This is a genomic window from Ramlibacter lithotrophicus (assembly GCF_012184415.1).
Classification (GTDB): Bacteria; Pseudomonadota; Gammaproteobacteria; order Burkholderiales; family Burkholderiaceae_C; genus Ramlibacter; species Ramlibacter lithotrophicus.
Genome location: NZ_VTOX01000014.1, coordinates 1 through 19,480 on the forward strand (window position 1 = coordinate 1; position 19,480 = coordinate 19,480).

General features: G+C 69.4%; 20 protein-coding genes. 10 read left to right on the forward strand and 10 right to left on the reverse strand.

The genetic code is table 11. The annotated features are described in order from the left end of the window. Positions 1-162: 162 nt before the first annotated feature. The gene (gene queA / locus RAMLITH_RS24655) at positions 163-1,224 is read left to right on the forward strand and encodes a tRNA preQ1(34) S-adenosylmethionine ribosyltransferase-isomerase QueA (RefSeq protein WP_168110122.1); all 1,062 of its coding nucleotides are present in this window, start codon (positions 163-165) and stop codon (positions 1,222-1,224) included. Then, positions 1,203-2,363: a tRNA guanosine(34) transglycosylase Tgt gene (tgt, locus tag RAMLITH_RS24660; protein ID WP_168110123.1), complete on the forward strand. Its 1,161-nt coding sequence runs from the start codon at positions 1,203-1,205 to the stop codon at positions 2,361-2,363. The genes queA and tgt overlap by 22 nt, the downstream gene beginning before the upstream one ends. A 68-nt stretch (positions 2,364-2,431) precedes the next feature. Here the strand turns inward: tgt and RAMLITH_RS24665 are convergent, their stop codons facing one another. Then, positions 2,432-3,235: a hypothetical protein gene (locus RAMLITH_RS24665; RefSeq protein WP_168110124.1), complete on the reverse strand. Its 804-nt coding sequence runs from the start codon at positions 3,233-3,235 to the stop codon at positions 2,432-2,434. A 112-nt stretch (positions 3,236-3,347) separates the two neighbouring features. Here RAMLITH_RS24665 and RAMLITH_RS24670 point away from each other — a divergent pair, with 112 nt between their 5' ends. Beyond that, positions 3,348-4,088 (forward strand): helix-turn-helix domain-containing protein, encoded by a 741-nt coding sequence (locus RAMLITH_RS24670; protein ID WP_168110125.1) that lies wholly within the window; start codon positions 3,348-3,350, stop codon positions 4,086-4,088. On the opposite strand, the gene RAMLITH_RS24675 is transcribed toward RAMLITH_RS24670, so the two are convergent. From RAMLITH_RS24675 to RAMLITH_RS24685, 3 genes are all read right to left on the reverse strand, one after another. Next, complete coding sequence (locus tag RAMLITH_RS24675; protein WP_168110126.1) at positions 4,060-5,331, reverse strand: FIST signal transduction protein; 1,272 nt, start codon at positions 5,329-5,331, stop codon at positions 4,060-4,062. The genes RAMLITH_RS24670 and RAMLITH_RS24675 overlap by 29 nt on opposite strands. A gap of 16 nt (positions 5,332-5,347) precedes the next feature. After that, positions 5,348-5,944, reverse strand: coding sequence for a PhaM family polyhydroxyalkanoate granule multifunctional regulatory protein (locus RAMLITH_RS24680; RefSeq protein ID WP_168110127.1), 597 nt, complete (start codon positions 5,942-5,944; stop codon positions 5,348-5,350). A 71-nt stretch (positions 5,945-6,015) separates the two neighbouring features. Continuing rightward, on the reverse strand, positions 6,016-6,534 hold the full coding sequence (locus tag RAMLITH_RS24685) for a copper chaperone PCu(A)C (protein ID WP_168110128.1): 519 nt from the start codon (positions 6,532-6,534) through the stop codon (positions 6,016-6,018). A gap of 183 nt (positions 6,535-6,717) precedes the next feature. Between RAMLITH_RS24685 and otsB the strand changes: the two genes are divergently transcribed. The 3 genes from otsB to otsA are packed head-to-tail and all read left to right on the forward strand — an operon-like array spanning position 6,718 to position 10,686. Continuing rightward, positions 6,718-7,461 carry a trehalose-phosphatase gene (gene otsB, locus RAMLITH_RS24690; RefSeq protein ID WP_168110129.1) on the forward strand — a complete coding sequence of 248 codons (744 nt, stop codon included), beginning with the start codon at positions 6,718-6,720 and terminating at the stop codon, positions 7,459-7,461. After that, positions 7,458-9,260, forward strand: coding sequence for a glycoside hydrolase family 15 protein (locus RAMLITH_RS24695; protein WP_168110130.1), 1,803 nt, complete (start codon positions 7,458-7,460; stop codon positions 9,258-9,260). The genes otsB and RAMLITH_RS24695 overlap by 4 nt, the downstream gene beginning before the upstream one ends. Before the next feature lie 7 nt (positions 9,261-9,267). Continuing rightward, positions 9,268-10,686, forward strand: a complete 1,419-nt coding sequence (otsA, locus tag RAMLITH_RS24700) for an alpha,alpha-trehalose-phosphate synthase (UDP-forming) (protein ID WP_168110131.1) — start codon at positions 9,268-9,270, stop codon at positions 10,684-10,686. 3 nt (positions 10,687-10,689) lie between these two features. On the opposite strand, the gene RAMLITH_RS24705 is transcribed toward otsA, so the two are convergent. Both RAMLITH_RS24705 and RAMLITH_RS24710 read right to left on the reverse strand, forming a co-directional pair. Beyond that, positions 10,690-11,109, reverse strand: coding sequence for a DUF1810 family protein (locus tag RAMLITH_RS24705; protein WP_168110132.1), 420 nt, complete (start codon positions 11,107-11,109; stop codon positions 10,690-10,692). A 22-nt stretch (positions 11,110-11,131) separates the two neighbouring features. Further along, on the reverse strand, positions 11,132-12,145 hold the full coding sequence (locus RAMLITH_RS24710) for a fumarylacetoacetate hydrolase family protein (RefSeq protein WP_168110133.1): 1,014 nt from the start codon (positions 12,143-12,145) through the stop codon (positions 11,132-11,134). 424 nt (positions 12,146-12,569) lie between these two features. On the opposite strand from RAMLITH_RS24710, the gene RAMLITH_RS24715 reads away from it, so the two are divergent. Together RAMLITH_RS24715 and RAMLITH_RS24720 are read left to right on the forward strand one after the other, a co-directional pair. Continuing rightward, entirely contained in the window at positions 12,570-13,211 is a 642-nt protein-coding gene (locus RAMLITH_RS24715) for a DUF3108 domain-containing protein (protein ID WP_475493632.1), read from the forward strand. A 115-nt stretch (positions 13,212-13,326) separates the two neighbouring features. Then, positions 13,327-13,599: a BTH_I0359 family protein gene (locus RAMLITH_RS24720; RefSeq protein ID WP_168110134.1), complete on the forward strand. Its 273-nt coding sequence runs from the start codon at positions 13,327-13,329 to the stop codon at positions 13,597-13,599. 29 nt (positions 13,600-13,628) lie between these two features. Here RAMLITH_RS24720 and RAMLITH_RS24725 read toward each other — a convergent pair whose 3' ends face one another. After that, a complete protein-coding gene (locus RAMLITH_RS24725; protein ID WP_168110135.1) occupies positions 13,629-14,687 on the reverse strand; it encodes an AbrB family transcriptional regulator in 1,059 nt (352 codons plus the stop codon). A 47-nt stretch (positions 14,688-14,734) separates the two neighbouring features. Between RAMLITH_RS24725 and RAMLITH_RS24730 the strand changes: the two genes are divergently transcribed. After that, positions 14,735-15,505: a ChaN family lipoprotein gene (locus RAMLITH_RS24730; RefSeq protein ID WP_168110136.1), complete on the forward strand. Its 771-nt coding sequence runs from the start codon at positions 14,735-14,737 to the stop codon at positions 15,503-15,505. A gap of 16 nt (positions 15,506-15,521) precedes the next feature. On the opposite strand, the gene RAMLITH_RS24735 is transcribed toward RAMLITH_RS24730, so the two are convergent. Both RAMLITH_RS24735 and aptA read right to left on the reverse strand, forming a co-directional pair. Further along, positions 15,522-16,190 (reverse strand): glycosyltransferase family 2 protein, encoded by a 669-nt coding sequence (locus tag RAMLITH_RS24735; RefSeq protein WP_168110137.1) that lies wholly within the window; start codon positions 16,188-16,190, stop codon positions 15,522-15,524. Positions 16,191-16,207: 17 nt separating this feature from the next. Beyond that, positions 16,208-17,542: an omega-aminotransferase AptA gene (gene aptA, locus RAMLITH_RS24740; RefSeq protein ID WP_168110138.1), complete on the reverse strand. Its 1,335-nt coding sequence runs from the start codon at positions 17,540-17,542 to the stop codon at positions 16,208-16,210. An 85-nt stretch (positions 17,543-17,627) separates the two neighbouring features. Here aptA and purU point away from each other — a divergent pair, with 85 nt between their 5' ends. Continuing rightward, a complete protein-coding gene (gene purU / locus RAMLITH_RS24745) occupies positions 17,628-18,476 on the forward strand; it encodes a formyltetrahydrofolate deformylase (protein WP_168110139.1) in 849 nt (282 codons plus the stop codon). Between the two features lie 54 nt (positions 18,477-18,530). On the opposite strand, the gene RAMLITH_RS24750 is transcribed toward purU, so the two are convergent. Next, positions 18,531-19,325: a class I SAM-dependent methyltransferase gene (locus tag RAMLITH_RS24750; protein WP_168110140.1), complete on the reverse strand. Its 795-nt coding sequence runs from the start codon at positions 19,323-19,325 to the stop codon at positions 18,531-18,533. Positions 19,326-19,480 lie beyond the last annotated feature (155 nt).

The window sequence follows — 19,480 nt, forward strand, 5'->3', positions numbered from 1 at the left end:
CCCCGGCGCCGTCGCCAGCCTGACCGCCTCACGCTTGAATTCGTCCGTGTAGTGCTTCCTTGAAGCCATTTCGATCTCCTGAACACATGTTGCCATTCAATGTGTCCGGGAAATCGGGGGCAGCCCACCCTTCGGTACGGGTCCGTCCGGCCCTCGACGCACATGCGCAACTTCACCCTGGGCGATTTCGACTTCGCCCTCCCGCCCGAACTCATCGCCCAGCACCCGGCGCCGCAGCGCAGCGCGTCGCGCCTGCTCGATGGCACCAGCTCGCCGTCCGTCGACCGGGTCTTTCGCGAACTGCCGGCGCTGCTGCAGCCCGGCGACCTGCTGGTCTTCAACGACACGCAGGTCGTGAAGGCCAGGCTCTTCGGCGAAAAGCCCACCGGCGGCCGGCTCGAGCTGCTGGTCGAGCGCGTGCTCCCCGGCCACGAGGTGGTTGCGCACATGAAGGTGAGCAAGAAGCCGCCGGTCGGGACCGCGCTGGAAATGGAGGGCGGTTTCACCGCCACCTTGCTCGGACGCTGGCCGGATGGCGACGGACCGCTGTTCCGCCTTGGCTTCAGCGATGACCCGTACTCGGTGATGGAGCGGCACGGACACGTCCCGCTGCCGCCGTACATCGAGCACGCGGACACGGCGCAGGACGCGCAGCGTTACCAGACCGTGTTCGCGAAGCATCCCGGCGCCGTGGCGGCCCCGACGGCCGCCTTGCACTTCGACGAGGCCGTGCTCGCCGCGCTGGACGCGCGCGGCGTGCAGCGCGCCAGCGTCACGCTGCACGTGGGCGCGGGGACGTTCCAGCCGGTGAAGACCGAGGACATCGCGGCGCATCGCATGCACAGCGAGTGGTACGAAGTGCCCGCGGCGACCCAGGCGGCGATCGCCGGGCTGCGCGCGCGCGGCGGCCGCCTGGTCGCCGTCGGCACGACCACCGTCCGCACGCTGGAGTCCTGGGCCCGCAGCGGCCAGGCCAGCGGCGACACCGACATCTTCATCACGCCCGGATTCCGGTTTCGCGAGGTCGACCTCCTGGTCACGAACTTCCACCTGCCGAAGTCGACGCTGCTGATGCTGGTCAGCGCGTTCGCCGGGTACGAGCACATCATCGGCCTGTACCGCGACGCCATCGCGCGGCAGTACCGCTTCTTCAGCTACGGCGACGCGATGCTGCTCGCGCGCGCCCCCACCCCGCCTGACACATGCTCCAGTTCGAACTCCTGAAGACCGACGGCCACGCCCGCCGCGGCCGCCTCACCCTCAACCACGGCGTGGTGGAAACGCCGATCTTCATGCCGGTCGGCACCTATGGCACCGTGAAGGGCGTCACGCCGAGGTCGCTGGAGGAGATGGGCGCCCAGATCATCCTGGGCAACACCTTCCACCTCTGGATGCGCCCCGGGCTCGACGTGCTCGCGCAGTTCGGCGGCCTGCACCGGTTCGAGCAGTGGAGCAAACCGATCCTCACCGACTCTGGCGGCTTCCAGGTCTGGAGCCTGGGCGAGATGCGCAAGATCTCCGAGGAAGGCGTGAAGTTCGCTTCGCCCGTGAACGGCGACCGGCTGTTCCTCACGCCGGAAGTGTCGATGCAGATCCAGACCGCCTTGAACAGCGACATCGTGATGCAGTTCGACGAGTGCACGCCCTACGACACCAAGGGCCACATCACGACCGAGGCCGAGGCGCGCTTCTCGATGGAACTGAGCCGGCGCTGGGCAGCACGCTGCAAGACCGAGTTCGCTCGCCTGGAGAATCCCAACGCCTTGTTCGGCATCGTGCAAGGCGGCATGTACGAGCACCTGCGCGAGGAATCGCTCGCCGCGCTGGTGGAGATGGATTTCCCCGGTTACGCCGTGGGCGGGGTGAGCGTCGGCGAGCCCAAGGAAGAAATGCTGCGCATCATGGCGCACACGCCGCACCGGCTGCCCGGGCACAAGCCGCGCTACCTGATGGGCGTCGGCACGCCCGAGGACCTCGTCGAAGGCGTGGCGCAGGGTGTCGACATGTTCGACTGCGTGCTGCCGACCCGCAACGCGCGCAACGGCCACCTGTTCACCCGCTTTGGCGACCTGAAGCTGCGCAACGCGCGACACCGCACCGACCAACGGCCGCTCGACGAGAGCTGTACCTGCTATACCTGCGCCGGCCACCGGCGCGACGACGGCGGCGTCTCCGGCGGGTTCTCGCGCGCCTACCTGCACCACCTCGAGCGCTGCGGCGAGATGCTGGCACCCATGCTGGCCACCATCCACAACCTGCACTACTACCTCAACCTGATGGGAGAGGTGCGCGCGGCGCTCGACGCCGGCAGCTTCGGCACTTTCGTGCGGCAATTCAGGCAGGACCGCGCGCGCGGAGTCTGACCTCACGGCCGCCGGAGAGCCGGCGGCCCGCGCCTGGGCCGTCTGCCGCGCGGCGCGGCGGCCAGGCGTCACCCGGGATGCGAACTCACGCGGGTGAGCGTGGCGAACGCCCGCCGCTCGCGTTGCGGCCGCAGCGCGGCCAGGGCCGCCACCACCGGCCACGCCGCAGCCGCCGCCGCGGCGTGCTGCAAGGCGTGCCCTGCCAGCAGGCCATCGGTCAGCTGATGCACGTCATGGTCGGCCATCTCGAGCAGCTTGGCGCCGACGAGCGCGAGGATCACGGCCGCCCAGTGCACGTCGGGCGCACCGAAGCGCCGGCGCAGGAGCCCGAGCCAGACGAGCAGCGCCATGCCGCCGGCCTGCAGCGTGGTCCATGGCAACAGGTCGCCGGTGGCCAGCCAGGTTCGCACGGCCACCGGCCCCAGCGCCAGCAGCGCCAGCCCCGTCGCCGCCGCGGCCCGCTCGCTGACGTGGGTCGCCACCGCGAAACCGAGCAGCCCGGCGCAGGCCATCGCCGTTGCCGTGCGGTCTACCGCCAGGCTCGCGTTGTCCGGGTCCCAGTGGTACCAGGCCGACGCCGCAGCCGTCAGCAGCAGCCCGGCGAAGAACAACGCCGCCATGGCGCGCTGCATGTTGGTGACGGTGCGCGGCGGCAGTGCCGCAAGCACCCGCAGGCCCGCCAGGCCGGCCGCGGCGAAGGCGAGACTCGACAGCACGTCGAGCGCGAACGGCACGTCCAGCATGGCGCGGCGGTCGGCGAAGTCATGGTAGCCCGCCGGCTGCGGCGTGAACGGCCCCCAGATCGCGAAGGCCGCCAGGGCCAGGGCCGCGATCAGCAACGTGGTCTCCCGGGACGACAGGTTCGATGGCATGTCTGCTCCTTGTTGAACGTGGCGGGAGTGTCCGCACGCGCCGGCGGCCGGTACAGCATTTTGTTGAAAACGCACCGTAGTGCGCCGACGAGTATCGGAATACGATACCGGCATGAGCACCACCGCCGATCTCGTCGCCGCCCTCAAGAAGGAACTCAAGGCGGCCCAGATGACGTACGCCGACCTCGCGCGGGCGCTTTCCATGGCGGAGTCGAGCGTCAAGCGCATGCTGGCGCGCGGCGACATGCCGCTGTCGCGCGTCGATGCGATCTGCCGGGCGCTCAAGCTGGATTTCGGCGAACTCGCGCGGCGCGTGGCGGAGACGCAGCCGCTGCTGAAGGAGCTCACGCAGGAGCAGGAGAGGGCCGTCGTCGCCGACAAGAAACTGTTGCTGTGCGCGATCTGCGTCCTCAGCCAGTGGACCCTGGAGCAGATCACCACCCATTACCGCCTGAGCGAAGCCGAGGCGATCCGCTGTTTCGTGCAGCTGGACCGGTTGGGCATCGTCGAACTGCGGCCGCTGAACCGGTACCGCCTCAAGCTGGCCAAGACCTTCCGCTGGCGTCCGCACGGCGCCGTGATGAAGTACTTCCGCGAGCACGTGCTGCTGGATTACTTCGCCGGCGGCTTCGACGGCGAGGCCGAGGGCCTCCTGCTGGTGCACGGTTCCGTCAGCCGCGGCGTGGCGCCGGCTTTCCTCGACCGCCTCCAGCGGCTGGCGCAGGACTTCGCGCAGCAGCACCAAGCCGACCAGAAGCTGCCTGACCGCCAGCGTGAGAGCTACACCTTGCTGCTGGGAATGCGCCGCTGGGAATTCTCGGCGTTCACGGCGCTGCGGCGCAGAACACCGTAAGCACCCCGGTGTAGCCGTACAGGTGGTCGCGGGCGATCTCCCCGCCGGCGAAGAACCCGACCAGCGGCACGTCGCCGAGCGCCCGCCGGACGATCTGCAGCTCCGCGCTGGGCCCACCGAAATGCGGCCCGCCGCGCCCGGCGCAACTCACGTACACGGCGCCGGCGATCCGGCGCGCCGGATGCGGTCCCGCGCCAGCGTCCGGCGCCGCCAGGGCGGCCGCGACCGGCAGGCTCACCTCCTGCGGCTCCAGCTCTTCGCGGATTTCGGAGCAGATGCGGACGAGGTCGGAGCGCGCCGCTTGCACGTCGCGCCGGCAGAAAGCCATGCGCATGCCGGGCTCGACGCGGTCGGCGATCGCAACGGCGTTGCGGCCTGGATCGAGGCCGATGATGTGGCGCACCAGCACGTCGGCACCGAAGTGGCCCGTGCGCCCCACCGCGTCCGACCCCGCCGGCGTGAGCCCGACCAGCGTGGCACGCAGGGCGGCCATCGCCTCGTGCGGGCGATCCAGCGAGATGCCGGTGTCGCGCAGCAGGACTTCCAGCGCCGGCTCGCCGTCGAGTTCCTGCATCACGTGGCCCTCGGCCGCGGTGACTACCCGCTGCGGCGCGACCGGGTGGCAGCCTTGCGTCACGCGCGAAACCAGAACCACCTGTTCCCCGAAAGCCACTCCGGACAGCCCGCCGCGGAACACGCCACCGGCCGCGCCCTGGCCCTTGATATTGCCGTTGCCGCCGACGGCAAACTGCACCGGCTGGGTGCGGCTGGATGCCAGTCCGCCGAACAGGTAGCCGGTCGCGGTGCGCTGCGCCATTTCGGCGATCAGTTCGGCCAGGTCGGCCGTGGACGCGTCGGCATGCACCAGCGCCGTATGCGGCTCGAAGCCCATGGCGTCGCCGACGCCGAGCGGCGCCACCCCCGAGAACACCCGGTACTGGTCGGGCGGCACGGCACACAGCATCACGGAAAGCGCCGGCTCGTCGAAGTACTCGACATTCGAGCCAGCCACGCCGACCCCCACCGTTCCGGCCCAGTCGGTCACCTCCGGCAGTTCGGCGCCGAGGTGGTCGAGGATGTCCTGCGCGTGCGGCGCGTAGTGATCGGTGATGTAGAGCAGGCCGAGCGTCGGGCTGGCCGCGTACTCGGGCAGCGCCATCTGGGCCCGCAGCTGCGCGAGCACCAGCCCGGCCGCCATCGCCCACTGCGGGTGCGTGGCATGCGCGCACGGAAACAGCTTCATGGTCGAACGCCGGCAGTCAACTGGCGGCGGTCTTGCGGGCCGGCCGCTTCGTTTTCCCGGCCGCCGCCTTGCCGGCGGCAGGCGCCGGCGCGTGGTCCGCCGCCTTCGCCCCGCTGTCGGCGGTGGCGGCGACCTCCTGCATGGCCGTCGCGGCGATCTGCTGGAACTGCTGCGTCAGGGCGCCCCACCACTGCAAGGGGTCGACCACCTTCCCATCGTGCGGCTGGCCGTCGGACCCCCTGGCCTCGTTGCCCTTCGCGGCCGCCTTGGCTGCCGGTGCCGCACCAGGGGCCGCCTCGGGCTTGAACTTCATGGACTCGGCCAGGTCGGCCATCTTGACGTTCATGCCTTGCAGCGTCGCCAGCGTCATCTTCTGGACTTCCAGGGCCTGGATGGTCGCGCCGACGGCAGTGGCATTCTGTTCCAGCCAGAACCGCACCGCCTTCAGCTCGCCGATGCGCTTGTCCAGTTCCTCGACGTCCAAGGTCGGCGCGATCCAGTTCGACAGGCCCGGCATCTGCGGCATCGCCTGGGCGCCGCCCTTGGCCAGGTTCTGCAGGAAGTCGAAGCCCGGAATGAACTGTCCGAAACCGGAATGCTGCTGGTCGCTCATTGCCACGCTCCGAGGGTTGCCCGATGCTGCCAGCTTACCCGATGGACCTCGCGCCGTGGCCGCGCGCGATGTCAATGTTTGTGCGAATCCATGTGGCCATGGCCGCCTCCGGGGGCCTTCGCCGCCACCGGCACCTTCAGCTCCAGCCGGCTTTCGGCGCCGGCGCCGTCGCGCAGCAGCAAGGTGATGGGCACCGTGGCTCCGGCCTTCAGGCTCTGCTTCAACTCCATCAGCATCAGGTGGTAGCCGCCGGGCTTGAGTTCCACGGTGCGGCCGGCCGGAAGGTCCAGCGCCGGAAGGGCACGCATCTTCATGACGTCCCCTTCCATCTTCATCTCGTGCACTTCGGCCACGCCGGCGATGGGCGTCGAGACGCCGACCAGTTGCATGGGCCGCGGCGCGGTGATCTTCATGAACGCGCCCGTGCCGTGCTGGCCCGGCACGGCGCTGCGCACCCAGGCGCCTTCGACGCGCGGCAGATGCTGCGACTGGCCGGCCGGCGTGGCGGGCTGGGCCTGGGCTGGGGCGATGGCGCCAACCGCGCTGGCAGCGGCCAGGCACAGGGCGGGAAGGAAGACTCGGCTTGGCATGATCGGCTCCAGGAGGCTCGAAGGTGGGACTGCCTGGATTATCGGCCCCCCGCAGAGACCCCGAGCCGTTCCCAAAAAGCCCGCGCGAGCGCTTGCACCGGCGAGGCGGTAGGCTGCGTCCTACATGCCCAGGGGCCGGCCCGGACTGGTCCGCGGGCGCCCCGCCTGTTAGGGTCACACACCATGAATTTCGTGGACATCCTCCACCCCTCGTCAGCACTCTTCCTCGATTTCGACGGCACGCTGGTGGACCTGGCGCCCCAGCCGGAGGCGGTGGCCGTCCCGCCGGACCTCACCCGCAGCCTGGCCGCGCTCGGGGAGTACCTCGGCGGTGCGCTCGCGGTGATTTCGGGCCGCCCCATCGCCCAGATCGACGAATTCCTGCGGCCGCTGCACCTGCCGGTGGCCGGTGTCCACGGGGCGGAACGGCGCACCGCGAGCGGCGAACTGGCGTTGCTGCACACGCACCCGCTCGAGCACGTCGAGGAAGTTGCCGCCGAGCTGGCCGCCCAGCATCCGCGGCTGCGCATCGAAACCAAGCGCGGATCGGTGGCGCTGCACTACCGGCAGGCGCCCGAACTCGAGCAGGTCTGCCTGCATGCGATGCAGGCTGCCGTCCAGGAATCGCCCGGGATGACCTTGCTGCGCGGCAAGATGGTGGTGGAAGCCAAGCCCGGCGGCGCGAGCAAGGGCAACGCCATCGAAGCCTTTCTGCAGGAGCCTCCCTTTGCCGGCCGCACGCCCGTCTTCGTCGGCGACGACTTCACCGACGAGGTCGGCTTCGCCACCGTGCAGCGGCTGCAGGGGCTGGGCGTGAAGGTGGGCGAAGGCACGAGCGTTGCGTGGCACCGGCTCGACTCGCCGGCGGCGCTGCGCGAGCAGCTGCACGCCGCGGCGGCCGCGAAGGCCGGAAAGGTCAATGCATGAACACGACGGCAAGCGCCCTGGAACCTTCGCTGCGCCTGGGCGTGATCGGCAACTGCGCGTACAGCGCGCTGGTCGACGAACGCGGCCGCATCGTGTGGTGCTGCCTGCCGCGCTTCGACGGCGATCCGGTCTTCAACGGCCTGCTGGACGCGAGCGAGAACGGCAGCCTGTGGTCGTTCGAACTCGAGCACTTCGCGCGCAGCGAGCAGATCTACGAGCCGAACACCGCCATCCTGCGCACCCGGCTGTGGGACGCGCAGGGGCAGGGCATCGAGATCACCGACCTGGCGCCACGCTTCTTCAGCCGCGGCCGCACGTTCCGGCCGCTGACGCTGGTGCGGCGCGTGAAGGTGCTGGCCGGCTCGCCGCGCGTTCGGGTCCTGCTGCGGCCGCGCTTCGAATGGGGACGCGCGGTGCCGCAGGTGACCCAGGGCAGCACGCACATCCGCTACGTGGGACCGCACCTGACGCTGCGGCTCAACAGCGACGGGCCGCTGAGCTACATCCTGTCGGAAACGCCGTTCGTGATGGACCGGCCGATGAACTTCATCCTCGGGCCCGACGAGACGCTCACCGGCGGCATCGAGGACACGGCCCGCACCTTCGAACAGGAGACGGCCAGCTACTGGCGATCCTGGTCGCGGGCGCTGTCGCTGCCGCTCGAATGGCAGGACGCCGTGATCCGGGCGGCCATCACGCTGAAGCTGTCGCTGTTCGAGGACACCGGCGCGATCGTGGCGGCGATGACCACGAGCATCCCCGAGGCGCCGCACAGCGGCCGCAACTGGGATTACCGGTTCTGCTGGCTGCGCGATGCCTTCTTCGTCGTGCGCGCCCTGAACAGCATTTCTGAAGTCGCCACGATGGAGGAGTACCTGCGCTGGCTCAACAACGTGGTGGTGCGCTCGGGCGGCGGCCACATCCAGCCGCTGTACGGCATCGGCCAGGAGGAGAAGCTGCCGGAGGCGATCCTCGAGCACCTGCCGGGCTACCGCGGCCAGGGCCCGGTGCGGGTCGGCAACCAGGCCCAGGAGCACTTCCAGCACGACGTCTACGGCAACATCATCCTCGGCGCTTCGCAGGCCTTCCATGACCACCGGCTGTTCCGCCGCGCTGGCCTCGCGGAGTTCGGCTACCTGGAGGCCGTCGGTGAGCAGGCGTTTCGCGTCCACGACCAGCCGGACGCCGGGATGTGGGAGCTGCGCACCCGCGCCCGGATCCACACCTCGTCCGCCCTGATGAGCTGGGCGGCGTGCGACCGCCTCGCCAAGGTCGCGACCGCGCTGCGCCTGCCCGACCGGCATCGCTACTGGTCCGAGCGCGCCGAGATCATCCGCCGGCGCATCCTCACCGAAGCCTGGTGCGAGCAGCGCCAGGCGTTCGCCGAAAGTTTCGGCGGCCGCGACCTCGACGCCAGCGTGCTGTTGATGGCCGAGGTCAACTTCATCGACCCGAAGGACCCACGCTTCATCAGCACCGTGGACGCCCTGGAGAAGTCGCTGTGCGACGGCCCCTACATGCGCCGCTACGAGGCGCCCGACGACTTCGGCAAGCCCGAGACCGCCTTCAACATCTGCACCTTCTGGCGCATCGATGCGCTCGCGCGGATCGGCCGCAAGGGCCAGGCGCGCGAGATCTTCGAGGTGATGCTCCAGAGCCGCAACCCGCTGGGCCTGCTGTCGGAAGACACGCACCCCGTCAGCGGCGAGATGTGGGGCAACTTCCCGCAGACGTATTCGATGGTCGGAACCATCAACGCCGCGGTGCGGCTCTCGGCACCGTGGGACACCGTCATCTGAAGGGAACATGCCCAGGCTCGTCGTCGTCTCCAACCGTGTCGCCGATCCCCGCAAGACCGCGGCCGGGGGCCTTGCCGTCGCCCTGGCCGACGTCCTGAACAACACCGGAGGACTCTGGTTCGGCTGGAGCGGCAAGATCGTCGAGCCGTCCGCGGGCGGGCGCGCGGATGAAGGCGAGCTGCGCACCCAGCAGGCGGGGCCCGTCAAGCTCGTGACCCTGGACCTGAGCCGCGAGGACCACGACGCCTATTACGTCGGCTATTCCAACGGCGTGCTGTGGCCGGTCTTCCACTACCGGCTGGATCTCGCCGACTTCGACGCGGGCTACATCGCCGGCTACCGGCGAGTCAACCAGCTCTTCGCGCGCAAGCTCCAGCCGCTGCTGCGGGACGACGACATCATCTGGGTGCACGACTACCACCTGATCCCGCTGGCGGCCGAACTGCGGGCGCTGGGCTGCACCCAGCGCATCGGCTTCTTCCTGCACATTCCGCTGCCGCCGCCGCTTATCCTGGCCGCCATTCCCGGCCACGACTGGCTGATCCGCGCCTTGTTCGCCTACGACCTCGTTGGTTTCCAGAGCGAGGCCGACCACGGCCACTTCTGCCGCTACATCGAGGCCGAAGCCCGCGCGCAGAACCTGGGCGAGGGCCGCTGGCGCGCCTTCAACCGCACCATCCAGGCCGGCGCGTTCCCGATCGGCATGGACGTCGAGGAATTCAATGCGCTGGCGAGCGCGCCCGACGGCCTTGAAATGTACGAGCGGATGCGGCGCGAGTATTCGCGGCGCAAGCTGCTGGTGGGGGTCGACCGGCTGGACTACTCCAAGGGCCTGCCGCAGCGGCTGCAGGCGTTCCGCGAATTGCTGCAGCGGTATCCGGAAACCCACAACAGCGCGACCCTGGTCCAGATCGCGTCGCCCAGCCGCGAGGACGTCGGCGCCTACACCGACATCCTGCACGAGCTGGAGAGCCTGTGCGGCTCGATCAACGGCAACTACGGCGAGCTCGAGTGGATGCCGGTGCGCTACATCCACCGCACCGTGGCGCGCAGCCGGCTGCCCGGGCTGTACCGGGCGAGCCGGGTGGCGCTCGTGACGCCGTTGCGCGACGGCATGAACCTGGTGGCCAAGGAGTTCGTCGCGTCGCAGGACCCGCAGGACCCCGGTGTGCTGGTGCTGTCGCGTTTCGCCGGGGCGGCCGAGCAGCTCAAGGAGGCGCTGCTGGTCAATCCCTACGACGTCGAAGCGACGGCCAACGCGATCCACCTGGCGCTGCAGATGCCGGTGGAGGAGCGGCGCGCGCGCCACCAGGCGCTGATGGCGAACATCCGCGAGTACGACGTGCACTGGTGGTGCGACTCGTTCCTGGATTCGCTGGTCAAGGCGCAGGCGGAGGAAACCGGCACGCCCTGGTTGCGGCTGTAGCGGCTACAGCAGCGCGAGCGTCGTGGCGTCCGGACTCCCGCCGAAGAACCGGTCCAGGCACGCGCCGAACACCGGCTCCTGCGGCGCGGCCCGCTGGAACAGCGTCAGGCACGAGCGGAACTTGAGGTCGTCGGGCGATCCGAAGATGCGATGCACGTCGGGCTCCGCCGCCCGCAGCACCAGTGCGCTGCATTCGCGCAGGCGCGGACCCAGCACCGGATGGGCGAGGTAGGCCTGCGCCTCGTCGAGCGAGGAAATGGCGTAGCGGCGGGCCATGGCGCTGCTGCCGAGCCCGGCCAGTTGCGGGAACACGAACCACATCCAGTGGCTGGCCTTGCGCCCGGCACGCAGCTCGGCGAGCACCTGCGCGTACACCGGCGCCTGGGCGTCGACGAATCGCTGCAGGTCGAAGCGATCACTCACTGGAGCCGGAGTGCCCAGCGCCTCAGCGCGACAGCGGCGCGATCGCCTGGTCGATCGCGCCGAAGATGCTCTGGCCGTCGCGGCCGCGCATCTCGATGCGGATGGTGTCGCCGAACTTCATGAAGCCCGTCGTCGGCTGCCCGTCCTGGATGGTCTCGATCGCGCGCTTCTCGGCGATGCAGCTGTAGCCCTTGGGCCATTCGGTGCGCCCGCTCTCGCCGGTGACGCCCTTGTTGCTCACCGTGCCGGAACCCACGATGCTGCCGGCACGCACGTTGCGGGTCCTGCAGATGTGGGCGATCAGTTGCCCGAAGTGGAAGGTCATCTCCGGCCCGGCGTCGCACATCCCGACCTTGCGCCCGTTCCAGCTGCTTTGCAGCGTCAGGTGCAACCGCCCTCCGTCCCAGGCGCCGCCGAATTCGTCGAGCGTCACGGCGACGGGGCTGAAGGCGGTGGCCGGCTTGCTCTGGAAGAAGCCGAAGCCCTTGGCCAGCTCCGCGGGGATCAGGTTGCGCAACGACACGTCGTTGGCCAGCATCACCAGGCGGATGCCGTCGAGGGCGCGCTCGGGGGTGGCGCCCATCGGCACGTCGCCCGTGACCACGGCGATCTCCGCCTCGAAGTCGATGCCCCACTCCTCGCTGGCGATGACGACATCGTCACACGGGCCCAGCAGGTCGTCGCTGCCGCCCTGGTACATCAGCGGGTCGGTGTAGTAGCTCTCGGGCACCTGCGCCTTGCGGGCCGCGCGCACCAGTTCCACGTGGTTGATGTACGCCGAGCCGTCCGCCCACTGGTAAGCCCGCGGCAACGGCGCCATGCACCGCGCCGGGTCGAAGGGAAAGGCGTGGCGCGCCTTGCCGCCGTTGAGCGCGTCCGAGAGGTCCTGCAGCTGCGGGGAAAGAAAGCCCCAGTCGTCCAGCACCTGCTGGAGGCGGTCGGCGATGCCGGTGGCGTAGTGCGCGGTCGCCAGGTCGCGCGACACGACCACCAGCTGTCCGTCGCGCGAACCGTCCTTGTACGTGGCGAGCTTCACCGATGAGCCTCCAGCGTGTAGTCGCGCGAAAGTGCCGCGGCGTTACGCAAATTGAAATGAACCGAACTGCGCGAAATTCTAGCGGGCACGCCCGATGAGCACGGGTGCCGGGATGCCGGCGTCAGCGGTCCTCGGACTCACCGCGGCCGTGCTGGCGGCGCATGTCTGGCTCCTGCATCGCAGCCCGCCGCGCATCCAGCCCGCACCGGCGCTCCGGCCGGCGGCCTTCAGCACCCGCGGCATAGTCGCCACGCCGCCGCCCGCCGTCGCAGCGCCCGCCGTGACCGCCGCCGCTCCGCCCTCCACCAGTCCGGCACCCCCGCGCCCCGCAGCCCGGTTGCCGGCGTCCCCGCGGGCCCGATCCAGCGCCGTGCCTCCCGCCGTGCCGCAGGAGCCCGCGCCGGCCGCAGCGGTGGCAACGAGCGTGAAAATCCCGCCGTCGGTGCTGCTGCAATACCAGGTCACGATGCAGGTCAGGCAGCAGGCCAGCCTGGGCACGAGCGAGCTGACCTGGCGCCACGACGGCAACAGCTACGAGGCGCGCTTCGAGACCGCGTCGCCCTCGTCGCCGCGGCCGCGAGTGCAGCACAGCGCCGGCAGCATCGGCAGCCGGGGCCTGGAGCCGGCGCGCTTCGGGGATCGTGGCCGCGGCGAGCAGGCGGCGCACTTCGACCGCGCAGGGCAGCGGGTCGTCTTCAGCAACAACCGGCCGGCCGCGCCGCTTGCGCCGGGCGCGCAGGACCGCCTGAGCATCCTGTTGCAGCTTGCGGCCCTGGTGGCGGGCACGCCGGACCGGTTCCCTGCCGGCGCCGAAGTAGTCGTCCAGACCGCGACGGCGCGGGAGGCGGGGCCCTGGGTCTTCACGGTCGACGGCCCCGAACAGCTGCAGCTGCCGGGCGGGGAACTCGGCACGGTGAAGCTCACGCGGCCGCCACGGGGCGAATTCGACCAGCGCCTGGAAGTCTGGCTCGCTCCCGGACAGGCTTACGTTCCGGTGCGCCTGCGTCTGACACAGCCGAACGGAGATTGGGCCGATCACCAGTGGTTGGCAACCGACAGGCGCTGAGCTGGCGCCTGCCTATTCTGGGAAGCACAAAGGGAGGCCTTTCCAACCGTGATGGCCCGGTCATCCTTGAAACCGGGCCGAACGCAGCCATTTGAGGTGGCAAGAGGAAATCGAAATGCAGATGCTTTATGACTCCGACTCGTTTGTCGTCGTGCACATGCAGGCGAACGAACCCGCCGAAGGCGAGCCGCCGCCGCGCATCGTGCGCCACGGCTTCGAGATCGTCGACAAGCGATCCAACAAGGAGGTGTACCTCGACGGCTCCTGGGCCGAGGCCTTCCAGCGCCAGATCAACGCCTGGCAGCTGAACACGCCGACGCAGGAAGAAGTCGAAGAGACGCTGGACGGCTACGCCGAGCTGGCACAGAACCCGCTGGTCATGCACTGATCCGCTGGCGCTGGAGGGCCGTCGCCCCCTCAGCGCGGCCGGCGCTCCCAGTGGTAGAGGGGCTCCACCAGCAGGAGCACCGCCACCAGCCGGCAGACCTGGAACGCCGTCACCATCGGCACTCCCAATTGCAGTACCTTGGCGGTAATCGCCATCTCGCCGATGCCGCCGGGCGAAGTCCCCAGCACCAGGGTCGCCCACCCAAGTCCCGTCGCCCAGGCCAGCAGCCCTGCAAAACCCGCGCAGAGGACGATCATCCCGACAGTTCCGGCCGCCACTGCCGCTACCCATTGCGGGGCGGCATGCAGGAATCCCGCCGAAAACCGCACCCCCAGGCTCACCCCGATCAGCAGTTGGGCCGCGTTCGTCGCCCAGCGGGGCATGGCGGAGAGTTCGATACCGGCCATGGTCAGGCCCATGGCCACCAGCAGCGCCCCCATGAACCAGGGATTGGCCCGGCCGGTGCGTTGCAGGACCAGCACCCCCGCGATCGTGGCTGCCGCGAGCAGCGCCAGCCCGGCCGCATCGACGCTGTTCGGTCCGGGGACGATGGCGTCGCTGCCGGAGAAGCCCCCGAACGTCAGGGCGAACGGAACCGCCACGGTGACGATGACCAGCCGGACGCTGTGCGATGCGGCCACAAGATCGGTGCGGGCGCCTTCGCGCTCCGCCAGCACCGTCATCTCGGATGCGCCGCCGATCGCGCCGGCAAAGAAGCCGGTGGCGCGCTGCTGCTGCGCGGTGCCGCCGATGCGGTGCCCTTGCGCACGCTGCAGCCACCGCCCGAAGGCCCAGCCCAGGCCCAGCGCCCAGACGATGCTGAGCAGGATGGCCCACCAGAGGCCGGCGACCAGGGCCGTGACCTGCGGCGTGAAGTAGAGCCCCAGCGCGGTGCCGATCGCCCACTGCCCGGCGTTGCGCAACGGCGCGAGGCTGCGGGTCGGCGCCCCGGCCACCGAAGCGATGCCGGTGGCCAGCAATGGACCGATCATCCAGGGGACCGGCGTGCGCAGCCAGACGCACAGCAGCGCGGCCGCAAGGGCGAGCAGCAGGGTCAGCGCAACGCGCAGAGCAAGAGTCGGGGTCATTCGGGTGGCGCCGCCGCGGGGGTCGCGGCGCGCCTTAGTATCGTCGGATGCGCCTGCACCTCACCGCCGCGGCCGTCCTCCTCGGGCTGGCCTCCTGCACCACCTCGCCGTCGCTGCCGCCGCTGGCGGCCAGTGACGGGGCCCCGCTGGACCTCCTGCTGCTGGGCGAGCAGCACGACGCCGAGGAACATCAGGACATGCACCGCAAGGTGGTCGACGCCCTGGCCCGCCGCGGCACGCTGGCCGCGGTCGTCCTCGAGATGGCCGAGCGCGGCCGCTCGACGGCGGGCCTGCCGTCCACCGCGAACGAGGCACAGGTGCGCGAGGCGCTGCACTGGGGCCCGGGCGGCTGGTCGTGGGACGCGTATCGGCCCGCCGTGATGGCGGCCGTGGCCGCGGGCGTGCCGGTGCTGGGCGGCAACCTGCCGCGACCGCACATGCGCGAGGCGATGGCGGATGCCCAGCTCGATGCCGCGCTGCCGGGGCAGGCGCTGCGCGACCAGCAGGAGGCCGTGCGCCACGGGCACTGCAACCTGCTGCCGGAACACCAGATCGCGCCGATGGCGCGGATCCAGATTGCCCGCGACCGGACCATGGCCCAGACGCTGCAGCAGGCCGCCACCCGCGGCAAGACCGTGGTGCTGCTGGCGGGAGGCCGCCATGTGGACGAGCGGCTGGGCGTCCCGCTGCACCTGCCCCCCGGCCTGCGCGTGCAGACCATGAAGTGGCCGCCGCCGCCACCGAAAAAGGACTACTGCGCGGAGCTGGAGGCGCAACTCAAGTCGCGCGGCGCAGCCAGGCCGCCCGCGCCGCAGTAGACGGCGAAGGCGTCTTTCAGCCGAACGCTGTCGCCAGCCACGGGTGCGAAGTCAGCGAGCCTTCGTGGGCGTGGTAGACCGCCGTGCGCCGGCTCGACACCCGGCAGCGGAAGCGGGGCATGGTCACGTGCGCCACCACGTTGTCGCTGTAGTGGTGCACCGTATCGGCCAGGAGGTCGGCCAGGAGCTGCCCGGCAAAGGCACGGTTGAAGCACATGCTGGAACTCATCCCGCCGGGCGCGTGCGAGGTGAACTCGACTTGCGGCGCGTAGCGGAATTCCGACGCCTTGGTGTACAGCAGCCCGCATTGCCTCGACACGGAGAAGTCGGCGTCGCGCAGGTCGTCGAGGCCGGCCTGGACGTGGTCCCGCAGGTAGATGTCGTCGTGGTCGGCCCAGAAGAAGTGCGTGCATCCGGCCTCGAGCAGGTAGCGCAGCGGCACGGCGTACCACTGGTGCTGCGCGATCTTCTGCGGCGTGTGCATCCACACCAGCTGGCCCGGCGTGCGCAGGTCCTCGACCGACCAGATGTACGAATCCGGGTGGCCGTTCTGGTGGATGCAGATGAGGTCGGGCGGGCGCGACTGCGCCGCCATTTGCAGCACGCATGAGCGCAGCAGATCCGGGCGGTTGAAGGTGGGCACCATCACGCCCACCTTCGCGCCCGCGTCGGTGCCTTGCCCCATCGGCCGGATCCGGCCCGTCAGGCGTGCTGGCGGATCGAATCGGCCAGCGTGTTGACCAGCGTGTCGATGTGCTGCTTTTCGACGATGTACGGCGGCGCGATCACCAGCACGTCGCCGGCCGGACGCACCAGCGCGCCCTTGTGGAAGCAGTCCAGGAAGATCTGGTATGCGCGCTTGCCGGGGGCGCCGGCGAGCGGCGCGAGTTCGACCGCGGCGGCCAGGCCCAGGCTCCGGATACCGATGACGTTCGGCAGGCCCTTGAACGCGCCGTGGCACGCGTCGCCCAGGACCTTGCCCATTTCCCCGGCCCGCTGGAACAGGTTTTCCTGCTTGTACAGGTCCAGTGTCGCGATGGCGGCGGCGCAGGCCACCGGATGGCCGGAGTAGGTGTAGCCATGGAAGAACTCCACCACGTGCTCCGGCGCCTCGGTCTTCATCATCGCGTCGTACAGCTTGTCGCGGCAGATCACGCCGCCCAGCGGGATCACTCCGTTGGTGACGCACTTGGCGAAGTTCAGCATGTCGGGGACGACGCCGTAGAAGTCCGCCGCGAAGTTGGTGCCCATGCGGCCGAAGCCGGTGATCACCTCGTCGAAGATCAGCAGGATGCCGTGCTTGTCGCAGATCTCGCGCAGGCGTTGCAGGTAGCCCTTGGGCGGCAGGTACCAGCCGGCGCTGCCCGCCACCGGCTCGACGATGATGGCGGCGACGTTGCTCGGGTCGTGCAGCGGCAGGATGCGGTTTTCCAGCTCGGCGAGGATGTCCTCCTGCCACAGCGGCTGCTCGTTGTGGATGTACGCGTGGTTCACCGGGTCGTGGATGAACCGCATGTGGTCCACGCGCGGCAGGAACGCGTTGCCGTACACCTTGCGGTTGGCCGGAATGCCGCCCACGCTCATGCCGCCGAAACCGACGCCGTGATAGCCCTTCTCGCGGCCGATGAACACGTTGCGGTGGCCTTCGCCGCGGGCGCGGTGGTAGGCGAGGGCGACCTTCAGCGACGTGTCGGCGGCTTCCGAGCCCGAGTTGCAGAACAGCACCTTGTTGAGGTCGCCGGGCGCCATCGCCGCGATCATGTCGGCGGCCTGGAACGCCTTGTCGTTCGAAGCCTGGAAAGCCGTGGCGTAGTCCAGCGTGTCGAGCTGCTTCTTGATCGCCTCGTTGATCGGCTTGCGGTTGTGGCCGGCGCCCACGCACCACAGGCTGGAAACGCCGTCGACGACCTTCCTGCCGTCGTGGGTCGTGAAGTGCATCCCGTCCGCTCCCACGAACACGCGCGGTTCCTTGCGGAAGTGGCGGTTCGGCGTGAACGGCAGCCAGTGGTGGTCCATCGAGAAGTCGTTGTATGCCATCGCGGTTCTCCTTGGTGTGCGGCAGCGGCCATTGTCGCACCGCCGGCAGGGCGTGCTCCGGCGCTCCTGCGACAATCGCCGGGGTATGACCCACGCGTATATCCTGACGCTTTCCTGCCCCGACCGGCCCGGGATCGTGCATGCCGTCTCCGGCTTCCTCCTCGACCGCGGCGGCAACATCGAGGAGGCGGCCCAGTACAACGACCACGACACCGGCCTGTTCTTCATGCGGGTGCAGTTCGCCTGCACCCAGCTCACCTACGACGACCTGAAGATGCAGCTGGGGTTCTTCGCCGAGCCGTTCCAGATGGAGTGCCGGCTGCACGCGCTGCGCGAACCGATGCGCACGGTGATCCTGGTCAGCCGCGAAGGCCATTGCCTGAACGACCTGCTGTTCCGCTGGAAGAGCGGGCTGCTGCGGCTCGACGTCGCGGCGATCGTGTCCAACCATCGCGACTTCTACCAGCTGGCGGCCAGCTACAACGTGCCGTTCCACCACCTGCCCGTGACGGCCGCGACCAAGGCGCAGGTCGAGGCGCGGCAACTGGAAATCATCGGGTCCGAACGGGCGGAACTCGTGGTGCTGGCGCGCTACATGCAGATCCTGTCGGACGACATGTGCCGCAAGCTGGCGGGCCGGGCGATCAACATCCACCACAGCTTCCTGCCGAGCTTCAAGGGCGCCAAGCCGTATTACCAGGCCCACGACCGCGGGGTCAAGCTGATCGGCGCGACCGCACACTACGTGACGGCCGACCTCGACGAGGGCCCCATCATCGAACAGGACGTCGCCCGGGTCGACCACAGCTTCGCCGTGGAAGACCTCACGGCGCAGGGCCGCGACACGGAAAGCCAGGTCCTGGCGCGCGCCGTCAAGTGGCACAGCGAACATCGCGTGCTGATGAACGGCCACAAGACGGTCGTGTTCAAGTGAAAAACCGCCGGCCGCTGGCGCGGCCGGCGGTCCTCGCCGCGGGTGGCGGCCGGATCAGTGCTTGGTCGCGGTGATGATCTGGAAGTTGTCGAAGAAGAACGTCTGGCGCTCGACGGTCCAGCCGCCCATCTTCTGCAGGATGGCCACCGGGTCGTGGCTGTCCCACAAGGCCAGGCCCAGCGGCTCGAACACCTTGAAGTAGCTCCAGCTCAGGCACTTGAGCACCAGCGGCGTGGGCTTGTGGAACTCGCCCAGGTACAGCTTGCCGCCAGGGGCCAGCATGCGCCCGGCTTCGCTCAGGGCCTTGCCCTTCAGGTCGTGCGGCAGTTCGTGCAGCAGGAAGAACATGATGTTGGCGTCGGCGAAGCCTTCGCTCTGCTTCATGGCCGTGGCGTCGTCCTCGACGTACTCGATGCGGCTGCCGTAGGTATCGTCCAGCTTGCTCTTGGCGTGCAGCAGTTCGTTCTTGATGATGTCCGCCACCACGACGCGGCTGGCGCCGGAGTTCAGCGAGGCATCCACCACGCGCGGGATCACGTTGCCGAAGGCGCACGAGGTGATCAGCACCTTCTTGTGCTTCAGGTTCGTGGCGCGCAGGCCGCTCACGATCCTGGAAACCAGGCGGTGGTACTGGAACAGCAGGATGGCGGAAATGATCGGCTGAAAGTCGACCAATTTGATCAACCGCATGTTCGAGTAGATCGGATACACATGCGATTCGCTGCTGCGGGGACCGCCGGCGAGGCCGCGCACGATCAACGTACCGCGGGTGGTCACGAAGAAAAAGAGCCCCGTGGCGGCAAGCACGGCGAGGATGCCGGCGGCGGTGTTGATCATCCAGGGGCTCATTTGGTCTTCCTTTCGCTCTCGAATGCTCTGATGGCATCACTGTGCCAGCGCTCGAGCAGGCAAAGGTTGATATTTCTCATGGCATCAGGCCGTATCGCGGGATGGGAGGAGCCCTCGCGCAGGTGGTACAAACGGGCCGGACGCCCCACCCGACA

Bases quoted from the DNA above. Each gene is read 5' to 3' on its own strand.
- RAMLITH_RS24680 (WP_168110127.1), bottom strand. From the start codon at position 5,944: ATGAGCGACCAGCAGCATTCCGGTTTCGGACAGTTCATTCCGGGCTTC.
- RAMLITH_RS24695 (WP_168110130.1), top strand. From the start codon at position 7,458: ATGAACACGACGGCAAGCGCCCTGGAACCTTCGCTGCGCCTGGGCGTG.
- RAMLITH_RS24730 (WP_168110136.1), top strand. From the start codon at position 14,735: ATGCGCCTGCACCTCACCGCCGCGGCCGTCCTCCTCGGGCTGGCCTCC.
- aptA (WP_168110138.1), bottom strand. From the start codon at position 17,542: ATGGCATACAACGACTTCTCGATGGACCACCACTGGCTGCCGTTCACG.
- purU (WP_168110139.1), top strand. From the start codon at position 17,628: ATGACCCACGCGTATATCCTGACGCTTTCCTGCCCCGACCGGCCCGGG.
- RAMLITH_RS24670 (WP_168110125.1), top strand. From the start codon at position 3,348: ATGAGCACCACCGCCGATCTCGTCGCCGCCCTCAAGAAGGAACTCAAG.
- otsB (WP_168110129.1), top strand. From the start codon at position 6,718: ATGAATTTCGTGGACATCCTCCACCCCTCGTCAGCACTCTTCCTCGAT.
- RAMLITH_RS24725 (WP_168110135.1), bottom strand. From the start codon at position 14,687: ATGACCCCGACTCTTGCTCTGCGCGTTGCGCTGACCCTGCTGCTCGCC.
- RAMLITH_RS24665 (WP_168110124.1), bottom strand. From the start codon at position 3,235: ATGCCATCGAACCTGTCGTCCCGGGAGACCACGTTGCTGATCGCGGCC.
- queA (WP_168110122.1), top strand. From the start codon at position 163: ATGCGCAACTTCACCCTGGGCGATTTCGACTTCGCCCTCCCGCCCGAA.
- otsA (WP_168110131.1), top strand. From the start codon at position 9,268: ATGCCCAGGCTCGTCGTCGTCTCCAACCGTGTCGCCGATCCCCGCAAG.
- tgt (WP_168110123.1), top strand. From the start codon at position 1,203: ATGCTCCAGTTCGAACTCCTGAAGACCGACGGCCACGCCCGCCGCGGC.
- RAMLITH_RS24675 (WP_168110126.1), bottom strand. From the start codon at position 5,331: ATGAAGCTGTTTCCGTGCGCGCATGCCACGCACCCGCAGTGGGCGATG.
- RAMLITH_RS24720 (WP_168110134.1), top strand. From the start codon at position 13,327: ATGCAGATGCTTTATGACTCCGACTCGTTTGTCGTCGTGCACATGCAG.
- RAMLITH_RS24735 (WP_168110137.1), bottom strand. From the start codon at position 16,190: ATGGGGCAAGGCACCGACGCGGGCGCGAAGGTGGGCGTGATGGTGCCC.
- RAMLITH_RS24750 (WP_168110140.1), bottom strand. From the start codon at position 19,325: ATGAGCCCCTGGATGATCAACACCGCCGCCGGCATCCTCGCCGTGCTT.
- RAMLITH_RS24685 (WP_168110128.1), bottom strand. From the start codon at position 6,534: ATGCCAAGCCGAGTCTTCCTTCCCGCCCTGTGCCTGGCCGCTGCCAGC.